Consider the following 24,959-nt stretch of genomic DNA (forward strand, 5'->3'; position numbering starts at 1 on the left):
TATAAATGCTCTTTGGCTGTCTATGACACCCCTCTTCTAAAAAAAATAAAAAGACAACGACCATTTCTAGCCGTTATCTTTTTTTGTGATTCATGAGCTAACGCTTATTTTTTCAATTCCCAAATTTCTTTTGCATATTCTGTAATTGTATCATCAGAAGTGAACTTATGAGATTTAGCAATATTTGCCAAGCTCATACGTGCCCACTTGTCATGATCACGATAAAGCGCATCGATTTTCTCTTGAGCTTCTACATAAGCGGCGAAGTCTTCCAAGAGGAAGTACTCATCGTTGTGGGTGATGAGGGCTTCATAGATTTCAGTACCTTCAGCTTGAGCATTTGGAATCGTACCGTTAACAAAGGTATCAACGACACGACGAACGACTGGGTTATTCTCATAAACTGCACGAGAGTAGTAATCGTGACGTGCATAGTGTTCATAAACTTCGTCCTTGTCCATACCGAAGATGACAATATTCTCATCGCCTACTTCGTCCTTGATTTCGATGTTGGCACCGTCAAGTGTTGCCAAGGTAATAGCACCAGTCATCATGAATTTCATGTTTGATGTACCAGATGCTTCTTTAGAAGCCAATGAGATTTGCTCAGAAACATCAGCTGCTGGAATGATAAGTTCCGCAAGACTGACACGGTAGTTTTCTAGGAAGACAACTTTAAGTTTTCCTTGAAGGCTTTCATCATTGTTAACAAGGTTGGCAACTTCGTTGATGAGTTTAATAACTGATTTTGCGAAGTGATAACCAGGCGCAGCTTTGGCACCAAAGATAAATACACGAGGTACCATGTCTTTATCTGGATTATCTTTAAGGTCCCAATAAAGTTTGATGATATGAAGAAGGTTAAGCAATTGACGTTTGTAAGCGTGAAGACGTTTCACTTGAACATCAAAGATAGCATCAGTAGACACTTCTACGCCTGTTGTTTCCTTGATGTAGTCTGCCAAACGTTGTTTAGCAGTTTTCTTAACTTGATAGAACTGGTTCAAGACTTCCTTGTCATCCAAGTAGGTTGTAAGATTTTCAAGCTCATGGATGTTGTTACGCCAACCGTTACCAATCACGTCATCAATTGCTGCTGAAAGTTCAGGAGCTGCAATTTGTGTCCAACGACGTTGAACGATACCATTTGTCTTGTTATTGAATTTTTCAGGATAAATAGTATAGAAGTCGTGAAGGGTATCTTCTTTAAGAAGTTCTGTGTGGAGTTTGGCAACCCCGTTGACTGAGTGACCACCAATAATCGCCAAGTTAGCCATATGCACTTGGTTATCCTTCACGATACGAGTGCGTTCGATAACATCTGCAGCAACACCACGTCCAGCCATTTCAGCTACATAACGGTTGTCGATTTCCAAGATGATTTGGTAAACACGTGGAAGAACACGTTTAAAGAGCTGTTGATCCCATTTTTCAAGAGCTTCTTGAAGGATTGTGTGGTTAGTGTAGCTCATGGTCTTAACAGTCGCATTCCAAGCATCTTCCCATGAAAGACCGTATTCATCAAGGAGGAGACGCATGAATTCAGCTGGTGCAACCGCAGGGTGAGTATCATTGATGTGAACAGATACCTTTTCGTGGATATCTTTCAATGGCAAGCCCATCTTGAGGTATGATTTGATAATGGTTTGGAGACCTGCACTTGTCATGAAGTATTCCTGAACCAAACGCAATTCTTTACCTTCAATCGTTGTATCATCTGGATAAAGAATGGCTGTAATATCTTTCACACGACGGCGAGCTTCCAAAGTTGTGTAATCCAATTCGTATTCTTCAGGAATTTCTACATCCCAAAGACGAAGGTTGTTAATCACACCATTTTGATAACCGATTTGTGGCACATCGTAAGGCACAGCACGAAGAACTTGAGCATTCTTATAAGTTGGAACAAAACGACCATCTTCGTCACTTTCAAGGACAACATCACCAAAGAGTTTTACATAGACAATATCATGGTCTTTACGCGTTTCCCAAACATTTCCTGTTGAACCAAACCAACCATCTGGTAGCTCTACTTGGTAACCATCAACAATACGTTGTTTGAAAAGTCCGTAACGGTAACGAAGACCATTACCAAAACCTGGATAACCAGTAGTTGCAAGCGAATCCATGAAGGCAGCAGCCAAACGACCAAGACCGCCGTTACCAAGTGCCATATCATGCTCAGCTTCTACTACTTCACGGAAGTCGATGTCAAGTTCTGCGAAACCTTCTTTAACAAGGTCAAGAATACCAAGGTTGAGGAGGTTAGTTTCCAACATACGACCTGGAAGGAATTCGATTGAGAAGTAGAAAGCAATCTTTTCTTGATTGTCTGAAAGCGCATGGTTACGTTCAATCCATGTGTCAGTGTAATACTTACGAATCAAACCAGCCAAGGCTGTGAAAATTTCAGTTGGTGTAGCCTTAGCCACTTTAATCAACTGCTCATGATGGAGCGTGTCTTTAAAATCACGGATAAATTGTTCTTTTGTTAAATTTTCGACTTGCATAGAAATCCTTTCTTATACTTCTATACCTTTGATACACATCTTATAGAGTGAATATTCAGATAAGAGGGAATTGGAAATTTTCCTCAAACTTCCAAACCTTGCCAATCAAGATTCGAAACAGATATTTCAAAATCTTTATTTACAAAACTGTCAAAACAGTCAGGTTTATTATAACATGATTAGAGTTAGTCTTCTATTCAGATTTTTAGATATCTTCTCTTTCATTGCTTTATCAGCAAGATTGAGAGATGCTATCCTGACTTTTGTCAAGATTATATAGAAGCGTTTTCAAACGCTTTACACGAAGATAACTTTTCCCTTGCGAGAAAAGTTATCTTTGCAATTATACTAATTGTTTGTACAAATCAACATATGCCAAACTTGCTGTATCCCATGAGAAGTCACGTGTCATAGCATTGTGCTGGAGTTGTTTCCAAGCATCAGCATTGTTTTCGTAAACATCGAGAGCTTTTTCAAGGGTTTGAACCATCCAGTAACCTGAGAAGTTACCAAATGAGAATCCTGTACCTGAGCCTGTCACAGGGTTGTATGGTTCAACAGTATCACGAAGACCACCAACCTCGCTAACCACTGGCAAGGTACCATAGCGCATAGACATCATTTGAGAGAGGCCACATGGTTCAAAGGCTGAAGGCATAAGGAAAATGTCACAACCAGCATAAATTTGTTGAGCCAACTCTAGGTTGAAGGTAATGTTGGCAGACATTTTTTCTGGGTAAGCGTGACCGAACCAAGAGAAAGAGTTCTCATAGTCGCTGTAACCAGTACCCAAAAGAACAATCTGAACATCATGTTGCAAGATGTTGTGAAGTTCGTTGACAACCAAATCGAAACCTTTTTGGTCAGTCAAACGTGACACAATACCAATCAATGGAACGTCTTCGCGAACTGGGAGACCAACACGTTCTTGAAGAGCTGCCTTGTCTTTGGCCTTACCTGACAAATCATCCACTGAGAAGTGGTAAGGAATGTGAGTATCTGTTTCTGGATCAAGGAGGTCCGTATCGATACCATTAACAATACCAGACAACTTACCAGATTCCATGCGCATGATTTGATCAAGACCTTTACCAAATTCAGGTGTTTGAATTTCACCAGCATAAGATGGAGAAACTGTTGTTACACGATCTGCATAAAGAACGGCTGCTTTCATCCAGTTGAGGCAGTCATTCCAACGGAGCGTACCGTCTGCATAACGCTCGTAACCAACACCGAAGATTTCCCAAAGCATACCACTGTCAAATTGACCTTGGAACTCAATATTATGGATAGTGAAGACTGTTCTAATACCTTGGTAAGCTTGAATCCAATGGTATTTTTCCTTAAGAAGGAATGGAATCATGGCTGTGTGGTAGTCATGAACATGGAGAATATCTGGAATAAAGTCCACTTTTTCCATCAACTCAAGGGCAGCCATTTGGAAGAAGCCAAAACGCTCACCATCATCCCACTCACCGTATACCGTACCGCGGTTGAAATACTGCTCATTATCAATGAAGAAGAAGGTCACACCATCACGGACAATTTTCTTGATGCCGACATATTGACGACGCCAACCAACATTTGTATAGAAGAAGCTAAGGTCTTCAACCTGATCGCCAAATTTAGCCGAAACCACATCATAATATGGGAGAATTACGGCAACCTCGTGACCATTTTTGACTAGAGATTTAGGAAGAGCACCGATAACGTCACCCAAACCACCAGTTTTAGCGAAAGGTGCACCCTCTGCTGCTACAAATAAAATTTTCATCGTACAATATCCTCTGTTACAACGCTACCTTTTTTGATGATAACTGGGTTGTTTTCTGTACCGCGAACCGTAACACCTTCAGCGATTTCAACACCTTTATCCACAATAGCATATTCAACTGTTGCGCCTTTAGCAACTTTAACACGTGGGAAGATAATTGAATGGCTAACACTAGAACCTTCAGAAAAGTCAACATTACGTGAAATCATTGAGTTCTCAACTTTACCTCGAACAATCGAACCAGATGCAAATTGTGAAAGCTTAACTTCAGAAGAGTCTGCATAGTATGTTGGCTCTTCATTTTTAACTTTTGTATAAACTTTTTGGTTTGGTGCAAAAAGTTTATAGAATTTTTGTGATTCCAGCATATCCAAGTTAGCATCAAAGTACGCTTTTACTGAGTGGATATTTGAAAGGTAACCAGTGTACTCGTAAGCAAAAGCATTTTCAGCAACTGCCAAATCACGAAGTACATAACGAAGCTTACGAGGTTCTTCTTTAGCTGCTTCTTCTTCCAATTTTTCAATCAAGAATGGTGTATCCACAACAAAGATGTCTGTAGACATATTGTAAACTTCTTTATCGCCACCCTGGAAGAGCTCATGGCCAAGCACTTTGTCAGAGTCATCAATTTCTAAAACGCTGTTTACATCTGAAATGAGTTCTTTAGGAAGTTTTTTGTAGACCACAGTAACTTTTGGTTTTGTTGTATTGTGAAGGTGGAAAACTTGGTTAAGATCAATGTTGACCAAAACATCACTGTTAAGAGCTACAGTCTGATCTGAGCCTGAACGTTTAAGGTAAGTCAAAATTTGACGATAGTATTCCTCATCAACAGTTGAGCTTTCAACAGGAGTATTGTAAATACCAAGGTAGTAGTGACTGAGAAGAGTAGACAAGCCCCACTCACGACCTGAACGAATATGGTCGAAGACAGAACTGATGTTTTCGTTTTGGAAGATTCCGAAGACGCTACGGATACCAGCATTAGCCAAGTTAGACAACGGGAAGTCGATGAGGCGATATTTTCCGCCAAATGGTAGGCTGGCAATAGGACGGTGCTCAGTCAAACCACCCATGTCATGGAATCCTACGGTATTTCCTAGAATTGCAGAATATTTATCAATCTTCATCTTTTGGTACCCCCACTACTTCATTGTATCCTACGACTTGCACTTCTTCTGTACCGTCAATTTCCACACCATCGGAAATGTGTGCACCTTCACCGATAATAGCTCGTTTAATTTTTGCACCTTTACCAATAATTGCACCACTCATAATCACTGAATCTTCAACGACTGCCCCTTCACGAATTTGTGTATTTGTTGCAAGCACAGAATGTTTAACAGTTCCATCAACCAAACATCCATCAACAACGAGTGAATCTTCAACATGAGCATTCTCACCAAAGAAGTTTGGTGGAGCAATCACGTTACGTGAGTAAATTTTCCATTGACGGTTACGACTATCCAGGGCATTTTCAGGAGAAATGTACTCCATATTTGCTTCCCAAAGGGATTCGATAGTACCTACGTCTTTCCAATAGCCTTCAAATTCATAAGCAAAGACGCTTTCACCTGTTTCAAGATAAGCTGGGATAACGTTCTTACCAAAGTCTGACATATCAACTGAACTCTTTTCAGCTGATACTAACATATTGCGAAGACGTTTCCAATCAAAGATGTAAATACCCATTGATGCTTTCGTAGATTTAGGGTTTTCAGGTTTTTCTTCGAACTCAACAATACGGTTATTAGCATCAGTGTTCATGATACCGAAACGGCTAGCTTCTTTAAGTGGCACATCAAGAACGGCGACAGTAAGACTTGCGTTGTTATCTTTGTGAGATTGGAGCATATCATCATAGTCCATCTTGTAAATATGGTCACCAGACAAAATCAAAACATATTCAGGATTGATGCTATCGATATACTCAATGTTTTGATAAATAGCGTGGCTGGTACCTTCAAACCAACGATTACCTTCGCTAGCTGAGTAAGGTTGAAGAATTGATACACCAGAGTTAACACCATCCAATCCCCAACTTGAACCATTACCGATATGATTGTTCAAAGCAAGTGGTTGATACTGTGTAATGACACCTACATTGTTAATTCCTGAATTGGCACAGTTTGACAAACCAAAGTCAATGATACGGTAGCGTCCACCAAACTGAACAGCTGGTTTGGCAATACTTTGGGTCAATTTTCCAAGACGAGTTCCTTGCCCACCAGCAAGGATCAAAGCCAACATTTCATTTTTCATGAATAGTCCCCCTCATGATTTTTAGTTTCATCCTCAAAAGGATGTTAGACAATCAGCCGAAACTGATTATGACAATTAAAGTAAGTTTCTCAGTGTGGCAATAGTTTGGGCGTCAGAAAGCTTCTTTCAACCGTGACTTTCTTGCTATCATCCCTGAAAAACAAATCGTGTACACGTTTAATTCTACCCTTTATTTCAAGCGACGTTTAACACGCCAGATACTTGCTCCAAGAGCTGGCAATGTGAAGCTAAGGGTATTTTCATAATCCTTCCACTTCGCCTTTTGGGTACGAGTTTCAGGATTTCCTTCTTTCCAGACACCACCGAATTCTTCCATCTCAGTGTTAAGTACTTCTTGATAAATACCAGCGACTGGCAATCCAATAGTGAAGTCTTGACGTTCCACTGGAGCTAGGTTGAAGACACAGACAAGGAAGTCACCCTTATCGCCTTTGTCATCCTTACGAATGAAGGAAAGCACACTTTCAGCACGGTTATCCGCATCGATAATTTCAATACCATCGTAAGAATCATCAATCTGCCAGAGAGATTTATGGTCCTTGTAGAAACCATTCATATGGCTAGTGAAGGCCTGCATCTTCTGGTTCATCTCATCTTCAAGATTTCCCCATTCGAGTTGATAATCAAACTTCCACTCCAAGAATTGACCAAACTCAGAACCCATAAAGAGCAATTTCTTACCTGGGTGACAGAGTTGGTAAGCATAGAGGTTACGAAGACCAGCAAATTGATTATAGCGGTCACCCCACATCTTATGCATCATGCTCTTCTTACCATGAACCACTTCATCATGTGAGAAAGGTAGAACATAGTTTTCATTGAAGCAATACATGAAACTGAAGGTCATCAGATTGAAGTCATACTGACGGTAAACTGGATCTTCTGCGTAGAATTTGAGGATATCGTTCATCCAACCCATATTCCATTTGAAGTCGAAACCTAGACCACCTTCTTCAATCGGTTGGGTGATTGGCGTTGCTGCAGTTGATTCTTCCGCAACCATCATAACATCTGGATAGCGTTTTTTAATTTCACGATTGAGTTTTTGAAGGAAGCCGTAGCCTTCCAAGTTACGATTTCCACCGTCCTTGTTAGGCATCCATGGACCTTCATCATAGTCCAAATAGAGCATGTTAGATACTGCATCCACTCGGATACCATCGATATGATAATTTTCAATCCAGTAAAGAGCACTTGAAATAAGGAAAGACTGAACTTGATTTTTTCCTAAGTCAAAGTTAAGTGCGCCCCAACGATAGTTATGAGCTCGATCATGATCCTGATATTCGAAAGTTGGTGTACCATCGAAGTAGGCCAAAGCATCGTCATTCTGTGTATAGTGACCTGGGACCCAGTCTACCAAGACACCGATATTATTCTGGTGACATGCTTCTACGAAATCTTGAAATTCTTCTGGTGTGCCATAGGTATGCTCAAAAGCAAAGTAACCCATAAGCTGGTAACCCCAACTCATCCCAAGAGGATGAGCCATGAGTGGCATGAATTCCACGTGAGTATAGTTCATCTCAACCAAATATGGAATCAACTCTTCTTTCAATTCTTTGAAAGTATAAGGTTGACCATCCTCTTTTAGTTTCCAAGATGATGCATGAGCTTCATAGATATTAACCGGACGTTTTTGGAAACCAAAGCGTTTACGACGACCCATCCAAAGGCCATCCTTCCACTTCTTAGTTTTCTTCTTACGAATCACAGCTCCTGTTCCAGGACGAGGCTCTAAGTAAGTCGCAAAAGGATCCATCTTTTCGACGACTTGACCTCCCTTACGTTTCACCAAGAACTTATAGAGTTGTCCTTCCTCTGGGAGAGCTGAAGTCGCCTCCCAAACACCGATATGGTTTTTGGTCATATCCAGAGGTTCATCAAACCAACCTGTGAAATCTCCAATTACCTGAATCTGCTCAGCATGAGGGGCCCACACACGGAAGATAAAACCTTCTTCTCCCTCTAATTCATGCACACCCAAATAATTCTGAAGGTGGAAGTTCTCACCTGTTCCAAATGTGTACATGGCTTCATCGAGATTCATACCATCACTCCTTTCTTAAACTAGCCTTGATAGTTCTAACTATCAAGAAATTAAAACATTGAAATATATGTAAATACACTAGAAAACCCTTCAGACCGATAGGGCTTACAAGTAAACAAAACCACTTATGTAAGCGTTTACTGTATTATAACATTTTTTGACATTCTTGTCAGTAAATCTCCAAATCTTTTTTCATATTATCGAACACAAAAGTCTTACGTAATTTTCCAGAAATATGTAATTCAACAATACCTGAATCGTACTCAGCTTTTGCGACATAGAGATTATCGTAAATATCTGCATATGAACGATATGAAAATTCTTGTACGGTTTGCTTACGCTCAATTAATTTGGCAACTTTAGCAACCAAGTCTTTCTTAAGAGTCACTTGATTCCAATCCACCTGATTAACAGCATCAGGGGCATTGTAGCTATTCATGGCACGCTTAACATCCGCTTCCGTGTAATTTCCATCTTCACCTGTTGCAACCATCTTACTACGCTGGAATTCTTGTCCCAACTGCATGAAACACATCCCTTGCATACTTAGATTAAGAGCATTTGCCAAGTAAATACGTTTTTCAATATCTTCTGGCGAATCATGTGGATGCAAATGATGCATAAGGTCATTCAAATTGTAGTTGTCGTGCGCTTCGATATAGTTGAGGACCTGACCTGGCATGAGGTAGTTTACAAAACCACGGCTACCAAGCAGACTCTTGGCAATCTGGTCTTCCAATGGGGCTCCAGACACATAGCCGTTATTGATGTACCCATAGACCTCTGCCCCCTTGACCGCGTCACGCGCATTGTCATTGAAAAATCCGATTCTAGGCATCAAGGCTGCATTATCCTTCTTGCCCTTTTGGTCTACAGGAAGTCCAATTCCCATATCCCATCCTTCACCATAAAGAAGGATCCTAGGATCAATATCATCCATGGCCGAACGAATGGCATTCATCGTAGCAACATCATGTAAGCCCATAAGGTCAAAACGAAAACCATCCACTCCAAATTCTTCTGCCCAATAGGTTAAGGAATCAATCATATACTTACGGTACATTTCCTTTTCACTGGCTGTCTCATTTCCACAGCCTGATCCATCTTGGAAAGACCCATTGTCATGCATACGGTAGTAATAAGCCGGCACAGATAGTTGGAAAGGAGAGCTGTAAGATGAGTAAGTATGGTTATAAACCACATCCATGATAACCCCTATTCCTGCTTCATGGTAGGCCTGAATCATTTTCTTAAGCTCTAAAATTGGTGCCACGGGATTCTTTTGATCAGCAGCAAACTGACGATCCGGAACATTGTAATTTTCAGGATCGTACCCCCAGTTGTAGAGAAGCTTCCCACCTTTATCATAGGTTTTATGGTGATCAAAGACTGGTTGCAGTTGGACATAGTTGTAGCCCATACGTTTGAGGTAATCAAAACCAGTCAAATCTCCATGGGCATTTCTAGTCCCTTTCTGACAAGCACCTAGATAGGTTCCTCTATAGGACTTCTTAACACCAGATGTCTCTGAGATTGAGAAGTCACGGAGGTGCATCTCACAGATAACGGATGAGCAAGCATTTGCCTTACGCCAGCTCGCTTTTTGCTTGGTAACCTTTTCATACCCTCTTGGAACAAGTCGCTGTGGATTGACCACCAAACTTTTTTTATTATCTAAGCTAAGGGCGATACTGTAGGGGTCTCTCGTATCCTGATAAAAACTTTCCTCATGATACACACGAAACTGGTAGGCTACCCCATCCAAATCCTTTTTAACAGTGGCACTCCAAACACCGTGAGTATTCATCTCATGACGGTCTTTATTGACACTGGTTCCTCGGCTCATCTTAATGATCTTAGGATTTTTACTGCCCTTTTTAAAAAGTAAGAGCTGCACACGACGAGCTAGAGGTGACCAAAGGCGAAACTCTGTGGCCCCTTTTTCATACTTATGACCTAACCAACCTTGAAAGCCCCACTTCTGGTCAAATTCCTGTCTTCGGAGAGCCATATCAAAGGCATGCTGGTCGCGACCTTCGAAACTATGGCTAGTCAAGGCTGCCTGTTTAGAATAATAAACAGTTGGATCACCTTCAACTATCCAAATAGCATTGGGAGCATCCCCTAGGAAGCGTCGGACACGGTAATCATGTGTTTGCCTCGACCAGTCTTCCGTTTTGACCAAAAGATTGACAGAATCAATAAAACGATTGGAGGGAGAAGTAACCTGACCAACAAGACCAAAATCATCCTCACGTGAAAAATGGGCTTCTTCGCCCCAATAACCATCTAGCCACTTCCACATACTGTATCTGGAATAGTCGCCATGCATACTATGAAAATGAACGGTTAATAAATTGTCCATTTTTTACTCCTTAGTTTTTGTTACTCACTTTTTCTCCTATTATAGCAAAAAATGTTCGTTTTGTAAGCGTTCTTATGGAATATTTTGCAATTTTTTGGTCTATTTTGAACATAAAAAAAGAATGAGAAAATAAATGGCAAAACACTCATTTTTCTCATTTCTTTTGTCGATTTTAATTCCTTTAGAACTAGGCTTGAGACTCTTTCCAGTCCATTATTCTTGAGTCATCAAAACCTTACGTGGTTTGGTACCTTCAGCTGGTCCGATAACACCTGCTTCTTCCAATTCTTCCATCAAACGAGTGGCACGGTTGAAACCAACTGACAGACGGCGTTGAATCATGGAAGCACTAGCTTTTTGTGTTTCAAGGACCAAAGCCTTGGCCTCTTCAAAGAGTGGGTCACCTTCTGAGCTACCACCATTGGCAGAGGAACCTCCACCAAAATCATTTTCAGAAACTTCACCAGGATCAAAGCTCTCATCATAGTCAGCTGAAGCCTGATCCTTGATAAAGGTCACAATACGTTCCACGTCATCATCAGAGATGAAGGAACCTTGTAGACGAACAGGGTGGTTCTCATCAATCGGTTTGAAAAGCATATCCCCACGTCCGAGTAGCTTTTCTGCCCCATTTTCATCTAAAATGGTACGACTATCTGTTCCCGAAGACACGGCGAAGGCCACACGAGATGGCACATTGGCCTTAATCAAACCGGAGATCACATCAACCGACGGACGTTGAGTGGCGAGAATCATGTGAATTCCCGCAGCACGCGCTTTTTGTCCCAAACGAATAATAGCATCTTCCACTTCCTTACTAGCTACCATCATCAAGTCAGCCAACTCATCAACGATAACCACAATTAAAGGCAAGGGAATCTGTTTTTCTTGCGACTGGGCATTCCAATCTTCCACCTTGGCATTGTAGCCAGCAATGTTACGCACGCCAAACTTACTAAAGAGTTCGTAACGATTTTCCATCTCATCTACCACTTTTTGAAGAGCCTTGGCGGCCTTACGTGGGTTGGTCACTACAGGGATAAGGAGATGAGGAATATCATTGTAAACCGAAAGTTCAACCATCTTCGGATCGACCATGAGGAACTTCACCTGGTCAGGACGAGCCTTCATAAGAATACTAGAGATGATACCGTTAACCGCAACCGATTTACCAGAACCCGTAGATCCAGCGACTAGCAAGTGAGGCATCCGTCCCAAATCAAAGCTACGAGCCGAACCATCAACCGCCTTACCAAGAGGAACTTCCAAGAGCTTATTAGGATCCGTCTTGGACTGTTCCCAAAGTTCACGGAAAGAAACCGTCGCAATCTCTGAGTTAGGCACTTCGATACCAACCAAAGATTTTCCAGGAATAGGTGCCTCAATACGGACATCTTTCGCAGCTAGAGCCAGAGCCAAGTCATCAGCTAGATTTGAAATGCGATTGACCCGGACCCCAACAGCAGGCTTGACCTCATACTTGGTCACTGACGGTCCAATTTCAGCTCGCTCAACCTTGACATCAATATTGAAACTCTTGAAGGTATCTTCTAAGATTCGAATATTCTTACGAACGATGTTCTTCTCTTTAGATTGACTCTTAGGCTTATCAGGTGCAAAGAGATCTATATGAGGTAATTTATACTGCAGGAGTTCCTTCGGTGTGAAATCAACCTCGACAGGAGCATCATCTCCCTCAACCACCATAGATGGGGGAAACTCCTCTCTTGGCAGATCCTCTGGATAAGGTGCATAATCTTCTTGGAAATCCTCATAATCCTCTGGAGGGAGATTATCATAGTAGTCCTCAGAGGCATAATCACTGATTTCAGGTTCAAGTGCAAAAATCTCAGTTTCTTGTGGTAACTCCTCTGCGGCATCATCTAAGATTTCTCCTGTCTCCTCGTCAACAGTTAAATCAGCCAGACGCTCGGCTTCGGCACGTTCTTCCGCCTCACGTTCTTTCTGAGCCTGACGTTCTGCCTTCTTTTCCTGACGTTGAGCCGTCCGTTCCAAACGCTTCTCAGCCCCTTTCTGCCATGCTTCCTTAGTATACTCCATGATATCCAAGACATCCCAAGGGCTAAGAATGAAAGCACCCAAGAGAATAATCAATACCCCAATCATGAAGCTACCGATATTTGAAAAGAGGAAGGAAATCGGTTGGTATAGGAGAGCCCCCAACATACCACCACCCGCAAAACGAGCTACTTGCACACTGACCAGTTCCCCAAAAAGCAAGTCCTTGGTACCAGGGAAAATATCCAGACCACTCATGCGTTCTAGACTAAAGAGATAGGCGTGAAACTCCAACAAGAGACCCGCGAAGACCATCCAAAATCCTGTTACGTAGTTACTATGTTTACGTAACCATTTAAAGCCAAAGAGATAAACATAGATAGCAAAAATTAAAGGATAAGCCATACTCCCCACAAATACTCGAAAGAGATTATAGAGGGTAACCCCAAAGAAACCCAATCGAAAGACTGGGAAAATTAAGACAAAGGCAAAAAAGAAGGTCCATAGCATTCGCTTAATCGCCTTCTGTCTGTCTAATTCTGCTTTTGTAAGCCGCTTCTTACCGTTCTTAGAAGCAGTCCCTTTTTTCGTTTTTTTCGTTGTAGCCATAGGTGTATTATACCACGTTTTTAGATATGAAAAAAGAGAGACAAGTCTCTCCTTAGATTGAAGACAAAGTCTTCTTTTGAGACTTTCCTTCTTTTGACATTATTCTTCAATTAATGATGTTGAGTGAACCGGACGGTTCTTACCGTCTGGATCAATATATTGGATAGCTTGGTTGATAGCGATAGGAGCTTCACCCATTCCCACAGCAATCAAATCAATCTTACCCTCATATTCTGCCGCATCACCGATAGCATAAACACCTTCTTGTGAGGTTTCAAACTGCGCATTAACAGCAACGCTAGAGCGTTTGTAATCAACATTCCAGTTACGAAGGTTTTTATTGTTGGTTGAGAAGCCAAAGCTAACAATAAGGGCATCAAGTGGCAATTCCACAACCTCGTCTGACTTAACTTTTTGAACGGTCATACTTTGGGCAAAACCATTTTCACCCTTAATTTCAAGTGGCACATAGGGTGTCATCACATTAACTGACGATTGATGAAGAAGCTCTACACTATGCTCATGGGCACGAAAGGCATCACGACGGTGAATCAAAGTCACGCTCTCAGCAATCCCATCCAAGTGATTAGCCCAGTCAACAGCTGAATCTCCACCACCAGCAATCACAACCTTCTTGCCGGCAAATTGGTCAAGGCTATGCACATTATAGAACAAGTTATTGTCCGCATAATCTTCTTCATTGTCCACACCCAAAGGACGGGGAGCGAAGGCACCATTCCCACAAGCAATGACGATAGCCTTAGACAAGTGTTGACCCTTACTTGTGGCAATTGTGAAGATGCCTTCTTTCTTTTCAAAGGTTTGCACTTCTTCTTTCAAATGAATGCTAACACGATCTTCAAAACGCTTAAGCTGGGTCAAGAGATTTTCTGTCAATTCGGCACCTGTTGTCTGAGGAAAGGCTGGGATATCGTAGATTTTCTTCTCAGGGTAGAGAATGGCTGGCTGACCACCAAGCTCTGACAAACTCTCGATAATATTCACAGTCATGCCACGTAGGCCGGCATAAAAGGCAGCCCAAAGACCTACTGGTCCACCACCGATAATGGTAATATCATATATCTTTTCTTCTGACATTTTATTTTCCTTCTGCTTTTATCTCTTCTAAAATCTGACGTTCTTCATCCGTAAAGTCATAGTTTTCCAAGAGGTCTGGTCGACGCTCCCAGGTCTTACGCAAACTCTGTTCCATACGCCAACGTCGAATATTGACGTGGTGCCCTGACAAGAGAACATCTGGCACCTTCATGCCACGAAACTCAGCTGGGCGCGTGTACTGTGGAAATTCCAAAAGCCCTGATGAGAAACTATCATCCTTATGACTAGCTTCCTTACCTAAAACTTCAGGAATCAAGCGGACAGTCGCATCTACAATAGTCATTGCAGCCAACTCTCCCCCAGTTAAGACAAAATCTCCCAAGGAAATCTCATCTGTCACTAAGGTTTTGATGCGCTCATCATAGCCCTCATAGTGACCACAGATAAAGACCAATTCCTCTTCTTGCGCCAATTCTTCTGCATAGGCCTGATCAAAGGTACGACCCGCAGGATCTAAGAGAATAACGCGAGGTTTTGTGACGTCTAACTTGTCAAAGGTATCAAAAATTGGCTGGGCACGTAGCAACATACCTTGACCGCCACCGTAAGGTTCATCATCTACGTGACGAGCCTTCTCCGCATTTTCACGAAAATTGTGATAGTTGATTTCTAGAAGGCCCTTATCCTTTGCCTTACCAACAATGGAATGCTCTAAGGGAGCAAACATATCTGGAAATAGTGTCAAGATATCAATCTTCATCGTCTAATCCTTCCATGAGCTCAACCTCAACACGTCCAGCTGCAACATCAACATCAAGAACTACAGGTGGGATGTATGGCAAGAGCAAATCTTTTTTGCCTTTACGTTTTACTACCCAAACATCATTAGCGCCCGGTTGGAGAATCTCTTTGACCTGACCAATCAAAGTATCACCTTCGTAAACATCAAGGCCAATGATTTCATGGTAGTAAAATTCCCCATCATCAAGGTCTGTTAAATTTTCCTCAGCAATCTTGAGGCTGCAGCCCTTATACTTCTCCACATCATTGATATGGTAAAGCCCCTTAAACTTAACGATATCAAAGTTTTTATGTTTACGGTGACTCGCAATCTCAACATCCATGATGTAATTGTCTTTGTCATCAAAAAGGGCTAGGACACTCTTCTTCTTAAAACGCTCATCCGCAAAATCTGTTACAGACAAAACACGAAGTTCCCCGTGCAAGCCCTGTGTATTCACAATCTTTCCAACGTTATAGTATGTCATTGAATTTCCTTATTATATGTTTTCTTATTCAAATGAAACCACGACTCGACCAACTGCTTAGCATCATCTGATAACCATCACTAAACAAAGTTATTTCTTCGGGTCAAGGTCTTGTCATTTATGATTTTAAAGTGGTATAAAATGTCTGGCTTAGGCCAGTCAACCCCTCTATTTTATCAAAAAGGACACAAAAAAACCAGCTTTCTCTAGCTGGCACTCATAGTCCGTACGGGATTCGAACCCGTGTTACCGCCGTGAAAAGGCGGTGTCTTAACCCCTTGACCAACGGACCATAATCTGTGTCTCTACCCTCAGGTAGAACTGGGGTAGCTGGATTCGAACCAACGCATGAGGGAGTCAAAGTCCCTTGCCTTACCGCTTGGCTATACCCCAAAAGACTCTTATTATTCTACAGAAAAACTAGTTGGCTGTCAACACTTTTTTAAACTTTTTTCAAAAAAAGCAACCGGAAATACCGATTGCTAGGAGTTAGGAGATTTCATCATCTAAGCGAACTTAGATAGATGATATGAGGTCGCTTCAACCTCATATGAAAAAAGAAAAGTTTTAGGATAATTTCATTATATGTTTTGCTAGAAATAAAGTCAAAAGATTTGACTCGCAAAATCCGAGTAAGGGGTAAGAATTACGATAACTCTCCCTAGCCTCTAAATAACAAGGTTAGTTGATAACTTTATTCATCATCCTGTGAAACCAAATGATGTCTAAAGGCATAAACGACAGCCTGAGTACGGTCATCAACATTGAGTTTTCCTAGGATATTAGACACGTGCGTTTTAACGGTTTTCAATGAAATGAATAGCTCGTTAGCAATGGTCTGATTGTCATAACCCTTAGCCAAAAGCGCCAGGATATCACGTTCACGTGCCGTTAAGTCGTCGTGTAGGTCCGGGTGGCTATCGTGGTATTTAATCTTATTGTCCACCTCTGTTTCGATAGCTTCTTCACCACGGTAAACCTTACGAATACTATTGAGAATCTCTGCCGCACTGCTAGTTTTAAGCATATAACCTTTAGCACCAGCTTCAATGACTGGATAAATTTTTTCATTGTCCAAATAGCTAGTCAAAACCAAAATCTTGGCCTCTGGCCATTCTTTGAGCAATTCCAAAGTCGCTTGAACACCATCTAATTCAGGCATGACAAGGTCCATTACGACGACATCTGGACGAAGTTCCAGGGCAAGGTCAACACCTTCTCGGCCATTGCTCGCTTCTCCAACCACTTCGACATCTCCTTGGAGATTCAGGAAACTCTTAAGGCCCAAACGGACCATCTCATGGTCATCGACCAAAATCACATTTATCTTATTCGACATTGTCTTCTCCTCTTAATATCGGCACACGAACATCAATAGATGTTCCTTTACCTGTAGCAGATAGGAACTGCACAGTTCCCGCCATTTCATCGACACGCTCCTGGATATTTTTCAGTCCATAACTCATCTCGTCAGTCGACGCATTTAAATCATAACCAACACCATTATCCAACATTTTCAATTGAATTTCCTGACTATTTTGATAGAGATAAACCTCTATCTGGCTAGCCTTGGCGTGTTTAAGAGTATTAGAGATAAACTCTTGGGCAATCCTAAAGAGATTATTTTCAATACGCTTAGGCACTTTCTTAACCATATCCTTGTAGACGACATGGATATTGGATTTATCGGTTAATTCCTTAAGAATCATCTGCAAGCCTTCTTGCAAGGTCTTGTTCTCAAGCTCTGTCGGACGAAGATGCAAAAGCAAGACACGCATATCATTTTGAGCATCCGTCAGCATGGCCTCAACCGCCTGAATTTGATTATGCAAATCTTCTTTACTTAGCTGGTCCGCCATCTGAGAGACACCAGAAAGAATCATACTAGCCGCAAAAAGTTCCTGACTAACGGTATCGTGAAGGTCACGAGCAATACGTCCTCGCTCCTTCTTAATAATATCACGGCTTTGAAGAGCCTGGGCATTCTCAGTTTTCTGCAAGTCCTTAGTCAATTTACGCATCTTATGAGATAAGCGCATCATATTCTTGTCTAACTCAATATCTCCTTGACGTTTGACTGGTTGATTATTGATAATGCGGCGCAAATCCTGATTGACTGATCGCATACTGTTATCATTGGCAATGGCCCAAAGAATATAAAGCAAAATGAGCAAACTCAGAACCACAAAAAACATGTTAAAAAGGAAATGGAAGACCTGAGACAGATTACCAAAAACCAATGAAAAGTTAAGGTTAAAGCTATCCATAACCACTAGGGTAACGCCAACCAGAACAACAACTGAATAAATCAGAATCAAAAATAGGTACTGTTTCTTCATTTGCGACGTACCTCCACTGGTCCAGCTCCCACATTGAGAATCAATTTCACTGTTCGATGAGCATGTTCATACTCCGCCCCTGCAAGGTCAATCTTTCGTAACGGAGGTCGTACTCATCTTCATTGAAGAAGGTGACAGAGCTATAAATCGCTGATATATTGAGCTTGACGGAAACATCAATTGGTACCAAGATAGTCGTCGGACCATAAAGTTTCTGCAAAATCACAACATTATCTCGCCCCGAGACGATAACCTGGGTCAAATCAATCACATCTGTCCCAAAGAAACGAATGATATTGATATCATCAAAGTCATAGCGATCACTGACAGGTTCCATCCGAGTTCCAATCCACTGATTTCGCACAGCCTGAGGATCCAAGTCGTCTTCCTTGAATTGAATAAGAGCGTAGCGATTCTTTTTCTTGACCTGTGAAAAATGGTTAATCATAACATAGGCCACACCCACCAAAATCGCAAGCACCACATAGATATTCCACATGGAAACCAGAAAAAGTGAGATCAAACAAATGGTCAAGACAAAGTCACTCTTGGACTCCTTGTTAAAAAAGCGAACGGCCAACAAGGTCAAGACCAAAATGAAAATAAAACTGGTAATATCATTATTAAAGATGGTAATCAGGCCCAGAGTCAAAAGCAGGGCTTCCACCACTAAGAAAAAATTAAATTTGGTCATAAGGACCTCTCAAATAAAAGTATACAGGCTTCATTCTATCAAATTTTAAGGCAATTGACAAAAAGACCCAGTTTGAGCACCGACTAATCAAGATAGAAAAGGGGCAGAAGTAATAAAAAAAGTGCCTCCATTACAGGAAACACTGTCTTTCATTCAAAAAATCTTAATCGTCAGTTTCGTCCATTTTACTATTTATGAGTTGCACCGTACTTCTGATTTCCTCCAGTATGACACGTTGTTCCGCCAACTCCTTCTCAATCTCAGCCAATTTTCTTTCAGTCTGACGACCTGACCGCACAAAAATATTATTGAGAGAGCTTGTTAACAACCCCAGAGTGGCAATCCCACTAAACATGAGAACGACCGCAACGGCCTTACCTACCAATGTTTGAGGAACGATATCGCCATAACCTACCGTAGTAACCGTTGCTACAGACCACCAAATAGCATCTATAAAATTATGGTGTTCTACTCGGGCAATAATAGCACTACTGATAAGAATGATAACACTATTAACCGAAAGTAGAAAATAAAAGCCATTTCTGCGATTGATACGATTGGAAATATGCTTGAGCTTGCTACTCAAACCAATTAAACGTGAGAGTTTGGCCAACCTGGCAAAGCGTCCTACTCTTGAAAAACGGAGGAAGGTAAAGACTTCATTATAGGGAATAATAGCCAACAAATCCAAGACATGTGTTTTAACAAAGATTCGCTTACGAGGTGCCAAGGAGAAACGAATCGCATAATCAATGGCAAAGATGAGCGTTATAGACTGATCTATCACTCTGAAAGGTCGCCTTCCAATTGAAATTAAGCCAACTAAATCAAAGATAACTAAGCCAATGGAAATAAGGGCCAAGACCGTCATGACAATATCGTAGGTAATGATGTACCTTCTCAGTTTTCTACGGTTTCTCATAGCGTCTCTCCTATATGTGATGTTTTCATTATAAAAGAATCTCTGACCTCTGGCAAGCAGGTTTTTTAGGCTATCGACAAGATCTCTAGGTATCAAAAAAGAGAGATTAAATAACCTCTCTTCATTATGTCTAAGTTTTTTTTAATCTATTGTAGCTCTGTGTGAGTAGCCTCTGTCGAGGTTTCAGTGCTTGAAGTTGTACTGTCAGTACTTGAGCTCGTTGATGACGAATGTGTCGTACTGCTTGAGCTTGACTGGAGACTTGAACTTGCTGTTGCAACCGAAACATAGAGAATCACTGTACCATCAACACTTGTACCAGCTTGTGGATCTTGATAAAGGACCTCCGTACTGCTAGGAACCTTATCCTTATCTAATTTGGCACCAGTATTATAGTCGTGGTACTCGATGCTACTACTTGAGATATTCTTACGATTCAAGGTTTGAACTGCTGTTGAAACCGTCAAACCAGTCACATCAGGCATGGTAACTGTCTTAGGAGTTGCCACACGGAACTTAATCTTAGCCTTACTATCCTTAGGATTGAAGGACTTGTTTTTCCCTGGACTTTGAGATAGGATTTCTCCCTCTTCAGCACTGTCGTCTTCGACATGCTGAATATCAATTTGGTCCTCAGAAACACCATAATTCGAAGTTAAGTCCTCAATGGCATCCTTATAGTTTTTACCCTTGTAGTCTTTCAAAGCGAAACCTTTACTACCAGAAGAAACATAAACATCAATGCTTGATCCTTCTTTTCGTGTGGTTCCAGCTGTAGGATCGGTCTTGATGACCTTACCCGTATCGACAGAGTCATCTTCCACTTCTTTGACTTCTCCTACCTTAAATCCAGCACCCTCAATTTTAGTCTGAGCTGTGGACAACTCTTGACCGACCACATTAGGCACCTGAACATTATCAGGATTGGTAAATACCAAATAGGCAAAGATGATAATACCAATAAAGACCAGTCCTAGGAAAACCTTGAGCAAGGTTGAGAAGAAGTTTTTCTTCTTTTTCTTCTTAGCTGGTGTCGTTTTTTTCCTTGGTTGTTTACTTGGAGCAGGTGTAGGCTCTGATGGCTCAGCAGCAACGGCTTTTTTCTCAAGACTTGCTGATGGAACTGGATCAACCTTCGGCAAGGTCTTGGTATCCGTCATATCATCAAAGACTACCTTGGCATCGCGTCGATGACTAGGATGCAAACTCGTTACCAAGTCACGGCTCATTTCCAAAGTACTATTGTAACGATTTTCTAGTTTTTTGGCTGTTGCTCGAATAACCACGTTTTCCAAAGCTTGGGGAACGTTACGGTTCTCTGCCAAAATCGATGGTAGTGGTTTTTGGAAATGTTGGAGTGCAATGGTTACTGCACTGTCACCATCATAAGGAATATGACCTGTCAACATTTCAAAAAGCATAATACCCATAGCATAGATGTCGCTTTGGATAGTTGCTTTCGATCCACGAGCCTGCTCTGGTGAGAGGTAGTGGACAGAACCCAACATAGAGTTAGTTTGAGTTAGACTAGTCTCTGCAAAGGCAACCGCAATTCCGAAGTCTGTAACCTTGGCTGTACCGTCCTTAGTTAAAAGAACGTTTTGTGGCTTAAGGTCACGGTGGATAATGCCCTTTTGATGGGCAAGAGTCATGGCGGAAAGAACCTCCCCCATGATACGCACAACATCTTGGTTAGAAAGTGGCGCATGGTCTTGAATATATTTCTTCAAGTCCGAACCATCTACATACTCCATCACCAAAAACTGCTGGCCGTCTTCTTCGCCAATATCTCGGATAGCAACGATATTAGGATGACTGAGTTCTGCCATGGCACGCGCTTCACGCTGGAAACGCGCCACAGCCACCTGATCCGTTTGGTAATTGGTACGTAGCACCTTAATAGCTACTCTTTCATTATCCAGAATCAGGTCGTTAGCCAGATAAACATCCGCCATACCACCACGCCCGATAGACTTAAGGATTCGATAACGTCCAGCAAACAATTTGCCAACTTGGATCATTATCCTTCCTCACTTTCTATTTTGATGAGAGCAACGGTAATATTATCATGACCACCAGCCTCATTGGCTGCAGCTACCAAACGACTCGTTTTTTCTTCGACGAAACCAGGGCTGTTGACAATATGAACAATCTGTTCGACTGAAATCATATTGGTCAAACCATCTGAATTAGCCAAAATATAGTCTCCTGGTTCCAATTGTTGGACACCAAGGTCAGCCTCAATCGGAGCAGCTTGCCCAATAGATTGCGTAATGATATTACGTTGTGGGTGAACCGCTGCTTCTTCTTCGGTCAACTGACCAGCCTTGATAAGAGCATTGACCAAAGAGTGGTCATTCGTCAATTGCTTATACTCACCATTACGGATAAGGGCAATACGTGAATCCCCAACATGGGCGAAAATCACAGCATTATCAACAAAGGCAAGAACCTCGATAGTTGTTCCCATTCCCTTATATTCTTCGTTTTGGCCAAGTTCATAGATTTTACGATTTTCTGCATCAATGGCAGCAATCATCCAATCACGAATTTGACTCAACTCACGAAAATCAGTGTTAATCCAGTCACGACCAAGGTCAGTCACTGACATCTCACTGGCAATATTTCCAGCACGGTGTCCACCCATTCCATCTGCAACAACGACAAGGGTAACACCAGCTTGGTTGACAAATTTATTAACAAAATCTTGGTTGTTTGACCGTTTTTGGCCAATGTCCGTTAATAATGATATTTCCATAGTTTTCTTTCTGACTTGCGTCAGCATTTCCTCCTCTGTAACCCTAAGCTTTTTTACGCAACTGTGCGATGAAAAAACCATCAGTTAGATACTGTTCGGGGGTAATTGCCAAACAGCCATTGACCACGATGTCTTTGCATGGATGGTCTAAGGCAACTTGCTCAAAATCAGGATGGCTCTCAAGAAAGGCTTGAATCACCTCTTGATTTTCTTCTGCTATGATGGTGCAAGTACTATATGTTATTATACCACCTTTTCGTAGGGTTTGACAAACGCTGGATAGGATATCCAACTGCACAGCCTTAAGGGACTCAAAGTCTTGGAGATCCTTGTTATATTTGATGTCGGGTTTCCGACGAATGAGCCCAATCCCTGAACAAGGAGCATCCACTAAAATCTTGTCAAAACTATCAGCCGGAAAGACTTGATGTACCTGACTAGCATCCAGTTTCTGTGTCTTAACCTTATCAGCTAGGCCAAGACGTTGGGCATTTTCTTCGATAAGGGCAAGCTTATGATCATAGAGATCAAGCGCCGTCACATGTCCACTCGTCAAATAAGAGGCCATATGTACCGTCTTACCACCAGGTGCCGCACAGGCATCCAGGATTTCTTCTTCACCTTGAATCCCTAAAGTTGGCGCAACCAGTTGACTGGTCTCATCCTGAATGGTCAACAAGCCCTCTTTAAAATAATCTGTTCCAGCAAAGTAACCGGAAGACTTAACAAGCCCGACTGGTGATAGGACTGAACGCTCAGCCCCAGTGGCCTCCTCTATCTCTTCCAAACGTGACGCATCCGTTACACGCACACTAGCCTTATTTCTCACAAAGAGGCTTTGGAAAATAGCAAGGGCACGGTCTTCCCCGTACTGGTCGATAAGTTTTTTAACCAACCATACAGGTAGAGAATACTGAACGGAATAGCGTTTATTGACACGTTTAATCTGGCTTGGATCTGGCAAAGGCTGGCTAGATAGTTTACGAAGAACCGCATTTACCAGCTTCTCAGCACCCTTTTTATTGCCACGATTTTTGGCAATAGCAACAGCATCGTTAACTACTGCATGGGATGGAATCTTATCTAAATAGGCTAGCTGATAGAGACTTAAGAGCAAGAGGTCATAAACCCAAGGTTCAAGCTTATCACGGTCCTCAATAACATGGGCTAGAATCCACTCCAAAGTAATCTTATGAGCCACGGTCCCATAGACAATCTCCGTCACTAAGGCCTTGTCCTTATCTGTCAGCTGCGACTTGCTCAGATGTGCATTGAGAGCAATATTTGAGTAAGCCCCTTCCTGGAAGACTTCTTCTAAGACTTCGAGTGCCTGTCCACGAGCTGTTTTTTTCCAATCATTGGCCAAATGCATCACCTACTTCAAGATTGCGTCCGACCCCATTAAGGAAATCAGCAATAGCCATACGAGGTTTTCCAGCAGGTTGAACTGTCTTAAGCGAAATAGCTCCTTGGCCAGTCGCAACTACCAAACTCTTCTTGGTTTTTTCAATAATATGACCAGCCTGTCCTTGACCTTCTGCCAAATCCGCTTCATAAATTTTGAAACGTTTGCCATCAAGCAAGGTATGGGCCACAGGCCATGGGTACATACCACGGATTTGATTGAAGATGTCACGAGCCGGCTTATTCCAATCAAGGCGCTCCTCTTCTGGGCTAATATTTGGCGAAAATGTTACCTGACTGGCATCTTGAGGAACAGGTTTGATTTCCCCAGCGATATAGGCAGGCAAGGTTTCAAGCAAGAGGTCACGCCCCAAGACTGCCAATTTTTCAAACATGGTACCAACATTATCCTCGTCAAGAATTGGCAAGGCCTTTTGGCTAACCATGTCACCAGCATCCATTTCCTTGACCATTTCCATGATTGTCACACCCGCTTCTGCATCACCATTGATAATGGCATAATGAATAGGTGCTCCACCACGATATTTGGGCAGGAGTGAAGCGTGGACATTCACTGCAAAATCCATGCTATCAAGTAACTTGCTTGGCAAAAATTGTCCATAAGCCGCAGTAACAATCCCATCAGCACCAAGTGCCATAAGCTGTGCCATTTCCTCAGAACCTGACAACTTTTCAGGTTGATAAATTGGCAAGTCATGCGCCAAGGCTACTTCCTTGACCGGTGTCATGCGGATTTCTTTTTTACGGCCGACAGCACGGTCTGGTTGCGTCACCACAGCGACAATATCATAATGCTCATCGGTCAAAAGTCCTTCCAGCACTGTCGCTGAAAAGGCAGGCGTTCCCATAAATACTAATTTTGTCATATTCTTCCTTTTCTA

Annotated in this window: 17 protein-coding genes, 2 tRNA genes and 1 pseudogene; all 20 read right to left on the reverse strand. The window is 41.9% G+C overall.

Going from position 1 to position 24,959, the window contains the following annotated elements:
• Nucleotides 1-104: 104 nt before the first annotated feature.
• Nucleotides 105-2,510 carry a glycogen/starch/alpha-glucan phosphorylase gene (locus BSR19_RS07405; RefSeq protein WP_156246929.1) on the reverse strand — a complete coding sequence of 802 codons (2,406 nt, stop codon included), beginning with the start codon at nt 2,508-2,510 and terminating at the stop codon, nt 105-107.
• A 343-nt stretch (nt 2,511-2,853) separates the two neighbouring features.
• On the reverse strand, nt 2,854-4,284 hold the full coding sequence (gene glgA / locus BSR19_RS07410) for a glycogen synthase GlgA (RefSeq protein ID WP_037601798.1): 1,431 nt from the start codon (nt 4,282-4,284) through the stop codon (nt 2,854-2,856).
• The gene (gene glgD / locus BSR19_RS07415; protein WP_037601795.1) at nt 4,281-5,417 is read right to left on the reverse strand and encodes a glucose-1-phosphate adenylyltransferase subunit GlgD; all 1,137 of its coding nucleotides are present in this window, start codon (nt 5,415-5,417) and stop codon (nt 4,281-4,283) included. Before glgD ends, glgA begins: the two co-directional genes overlap by 4 nt.
• Entirely contained in the window at nt 5,407-6,549 is a 1,143-nt protein-coding gene (locus BSR19_RS07420; RefSeq protein WP_037601791.1) for a glucose-1-phosphate adenylyltransferase, read from the reverse strand. Before BSR19_RS07420 ends, glgD begins: the two co-directional genes overlap by 11 nt.
• A gap of 190 nt (nt 6,550-6,739) precedes the next feature.
• Nucleotides 6,740-8,620: a 1,4-alpha-glucan branching protein GlgB gene (gene glgB, locus BSR19_RS07425; RefSeq protein ID WP_037601788.1), complete on the reverse strand. Its 1,881-nt coding sequence runs from the start codon at nt 8,618-8,620 to the stop codon at nt 6,740-6,742.
• A gap of 169 nt (nt 8,621-8,789) precedes the next feature.
• Nucleotides 8,790-10,985 (reverse strand): type I pullulanase, encoded by a 2,196-nt coding sequence (gene pulA, locus BSR19_RS07430; RefSeq protein WP_014634806.1) that lies wholly within the window; start codon nt 10,983-10,985, stop codon nt 8,790-8,792.
• Nucleotides 10,986-11,198: 213 nt separating this feature from the next.
• Nucleotides 11,199-13,613, reverse strand: coding sequence for a DNA translocase FtsK (locus BSR19_RS07435; RefSeq protein ID WP_156246930.1), 2,415 nt, complete (start codon nt 13,611-13,613; stop codon nt 11,199-11,201).
• A 99-nt stretch (nt 13,614-13,712) separates the two neighbouring features.
• The gene (locus BSR19_RS07440) at nt 13,713-14,711 is read right to left on the reverse strand and encodes an NAD(P)/FAD-dependent oxidoreductase (protein WP_156246931.1); all 999 of its coding nucleotides are present in this window, start codon (nt 14,709-14,711) and stop codon (nt 13,713-13,715) included.
• Between the two features lies 1 nt (nt 14,712).
• Nucleotides 14,713-15,432 (reverse strand): tRNA (guanosine(37)-N1)-methyltransferase TrmD, encoded by a 720-nt coding sequence (trmD, locus tag BSR19_RS07445; RefSeq protein ID WP_060972852.1) that lies wholly within the window; start codon nt 15,430-15,432, stop codon nt 14,713-14,715.
• Complete coding sequence (rimM, locus tag BSR19_RS07450; protein WP_156246932.1) at nt 15,422-15,940, reverse strand: ribosome maturation factor RimM; 519 nt, start codon at nt 15,938-15,940, stop codon at nt 15,422-15,424. The genes trmD and rimM overlap by 11 nt, the downstream gene beginning before the upstream one ends.
• Nucleotides 15,941-16,160: 220 nt before the next feature.
• A tRNA-Glu gene (locus BSR19_RS07455) sits at nt 16,161-16,232 on the reverse strand.
• Between the two features lie 29 nt (nt 16,233-16,261).
• Nucleotides 16,262-16,333 (reverse strand) — tRNA-Gln (locus tag BSR19_RS07460).
• 301 nt (nt 16,334-16,634) lie between these two features.
• Nucleotides 16,635-17,279 carry a response regulator transcription factor gene (locus tag BSR19_RS07465; protein ID WP_002891417.1) on the reverse strand — a complete coding sequence of 215 codons (645 nt, stop codon included), beginning with the start codon at nt 17,277-17,279 and terminating at the stop codon, nt 16,635-16,637.
• A complete protein-coding gene (locus BSR19_RS07470) occupies nt 17,269-18,279 on the reverse strand; it encodes an envelope stress sensor histidine kinase LiaS (protein ID WP_002891418.1) in 1,011 nt (336 codons plus the stop codon). Before BSR19_RS07470 ends, BSR19_RS07465 begins: the two co-directional genes overlap by 11 nt.
• A pseudogene (gene liaF / locus BSR19_RS07475) lies at nt 18,276-18,973 on the reverse strand (cell wall-active antibiotics response protein LiaF). Before liaF ends, BSR19_RS07470 begins: the two are co-directional and overlap by 4 nt.
• 163 nt (nt 18,974-19,136) lie before the next feature.
• A complete protein-coding gene (locus BSR19_RS07480; RefSeq protein ID WP_156246933.1) occupies nt 19,137-19,895 on the reverse strand; it encodes a potassium channel family protein in 759 nt (252 codons plus the stop codon).
• A gap of 146 nt (nt 19,896-20,041) precedes the next feature.
• Nucleotides 20,042-21,916, reverse strand: coding sequence for a Stk1 family PASTA domain-containing Ser/Thr kinase (gene pknB, locus BSR19_RS07485; RefSeq protein ID WP_156246934.1), 1,875 nt, complete (start codon nt 21,914-21,916; stop codon nt 20,042-20,044).
• Entirely contained in the window at nt 21,916-22,653 is a 738-nt protein-coding gene (locus tag BSR19_RS07490; protein ID WP_037604753.1) for a Stp1/IreP family PP2C-type Ser/Thr phosphatase, read from the reverse strand. Before BSR19_RS07490 ends, pknB begins: the two co-directional genes overlap by 1 nt.
• 43 nt (nt 22,654-22,696) lie before the next feature.
• Nucleotides 22,697-24,019, reverse strand: a complete 1,323-nt coding sequence (gene rsmB / locus BSR19_RS07495; protein WP_156246935.1) for a 16S rRNA (cytosine(967)-C(5))-methyltransferase RsmB — start codon at nt 24,017-24,019, stop codon at nt 22,697-22,699.
• Nucleotides 24,009-24,944, reverse strand: coding sequence for a methionyl-tRNA formyltransferase (fmt, locus tag BSR19_RS07500; protein WP_002884812.1), 936 nt, complete (start codon nt 24,942-24,944; stop codon nt 24,009-24,011). The genes rsmB and fmt overlap by 11 nt, the downstream gene beginning before the upstream one ends.
• Nucleotides 24,945-24,959 lie beyond the last annotated feature (15 nt).

Origin of the sequence: Streptococcus salivarius (assembly GCF_009738225.1) — a bacterium.
GTDB lineage: Bacteria > Bacillota > Bacilli > Lactobacillales > Streptococcaceae > Streptococcus.

Coding starts and splice junctions, on each gene's coding strand:
- glgD (WP_037601795.1), bottom strand. CDS start 5,417: ATGAAGATTGATAAATATTCTGCAATTCTAGGAAATACCGTAGGATTC.
- trmD (WP_060972852.1), bottom strand. CDS start 15,432: ATGAAGATTGATATCTTGACACTATTTCCAGATATGTTTGCTCCCTTA.
- BSR19_RS07405 (WP_156246929.1), bottom strand. CDS start 2,510: ATGCAAGTCGAAAATTTAACAAAAGAACAATTTATCCGTGATTTTAAA.
- fmt (WP_002884812.1), bottom strand. CDS start 24,944: ATGACAAAATTAGTATTTATGGGAACGCCTGCCTTTTCAGCGACAGTG.
- pulA (WP_014634806.1), bottom strand. CDS start 10,985: ATGGACAATTTATTAACCGTTCATTTTCATAGTATGCATGGCGACTAT.
- pknB (WP_156246934.1), bottom strand. CDS start 21,916: ATGATCCAAGTTGGCAAATTGTTTGCTGGACGTTATCGAATCCTTAAG.
- glgA (WP_037601798.1), bottom strand. CDS start 4,284: ATGAAAATTTTATTTGTAGCAGCAGAGGGTGCACCTTTCGCTAAAACT.
- BSR19_RS07420 (WP_037601791.1), bottom strand. CDS start 6,549: ATGAAAAATGAAATGTTGGCTTTGATCCTTGCTGGTGGGCAAGGAACT.
- BSR19_RS07490 (WP_037604753.1), bottom strand. CDS start 22,653: ATGGAAATATCATTATTAACGGACATTGGCCAAAAACGGTCAAACAAC.
- BSR19_RS07465 (WP_002891417.1), bottom strand. CDS start 17,279: ATGTCGAATAAGATAAATGTGATTTTGGTCGATGACCATGAGATGGTC.
- glgB (WP_037601788.1), bottom strand. CDS start 8,620: ATGAATCTCGATGAAGCCATGTACACATTTGGAACAGGTGAGAACTTC.
- BSR19_RS07480 (WP_156246933.1), bottom strand. CDS start 19,895: ATGAGAAACCGTAGAAAACTGAGAAGGTACATCATTACCTACGATATT.
- BSR19_RS07470 (WP_002891418.1), bottom strand. CDS start 18,279: ATGAAGAAACAGTACCTATTTTTGATTCTGATTTATTCAGTTGTTGTT.
- BSR19_RS07435 (WP_156246930.1), bottom strand. CDS start 13,613: ATGGCTACAACGAAAAAAACGAAAAAAGGGACTGCTTCTAAGAACGGT.
- rimM (WP_156246932.1), bottom strand. CDS start 15,940: ATGACATACTATAACGTTGGAAAGATTGTGAATACACAGGGCTTGCAC.
- BSR19_RS07440 (WP_156246931.1), bottom strand. CDS start 14,711: ATGTCAGAAGAAAAGATATATGATATTACCATTATCGGTGGTGGACCA.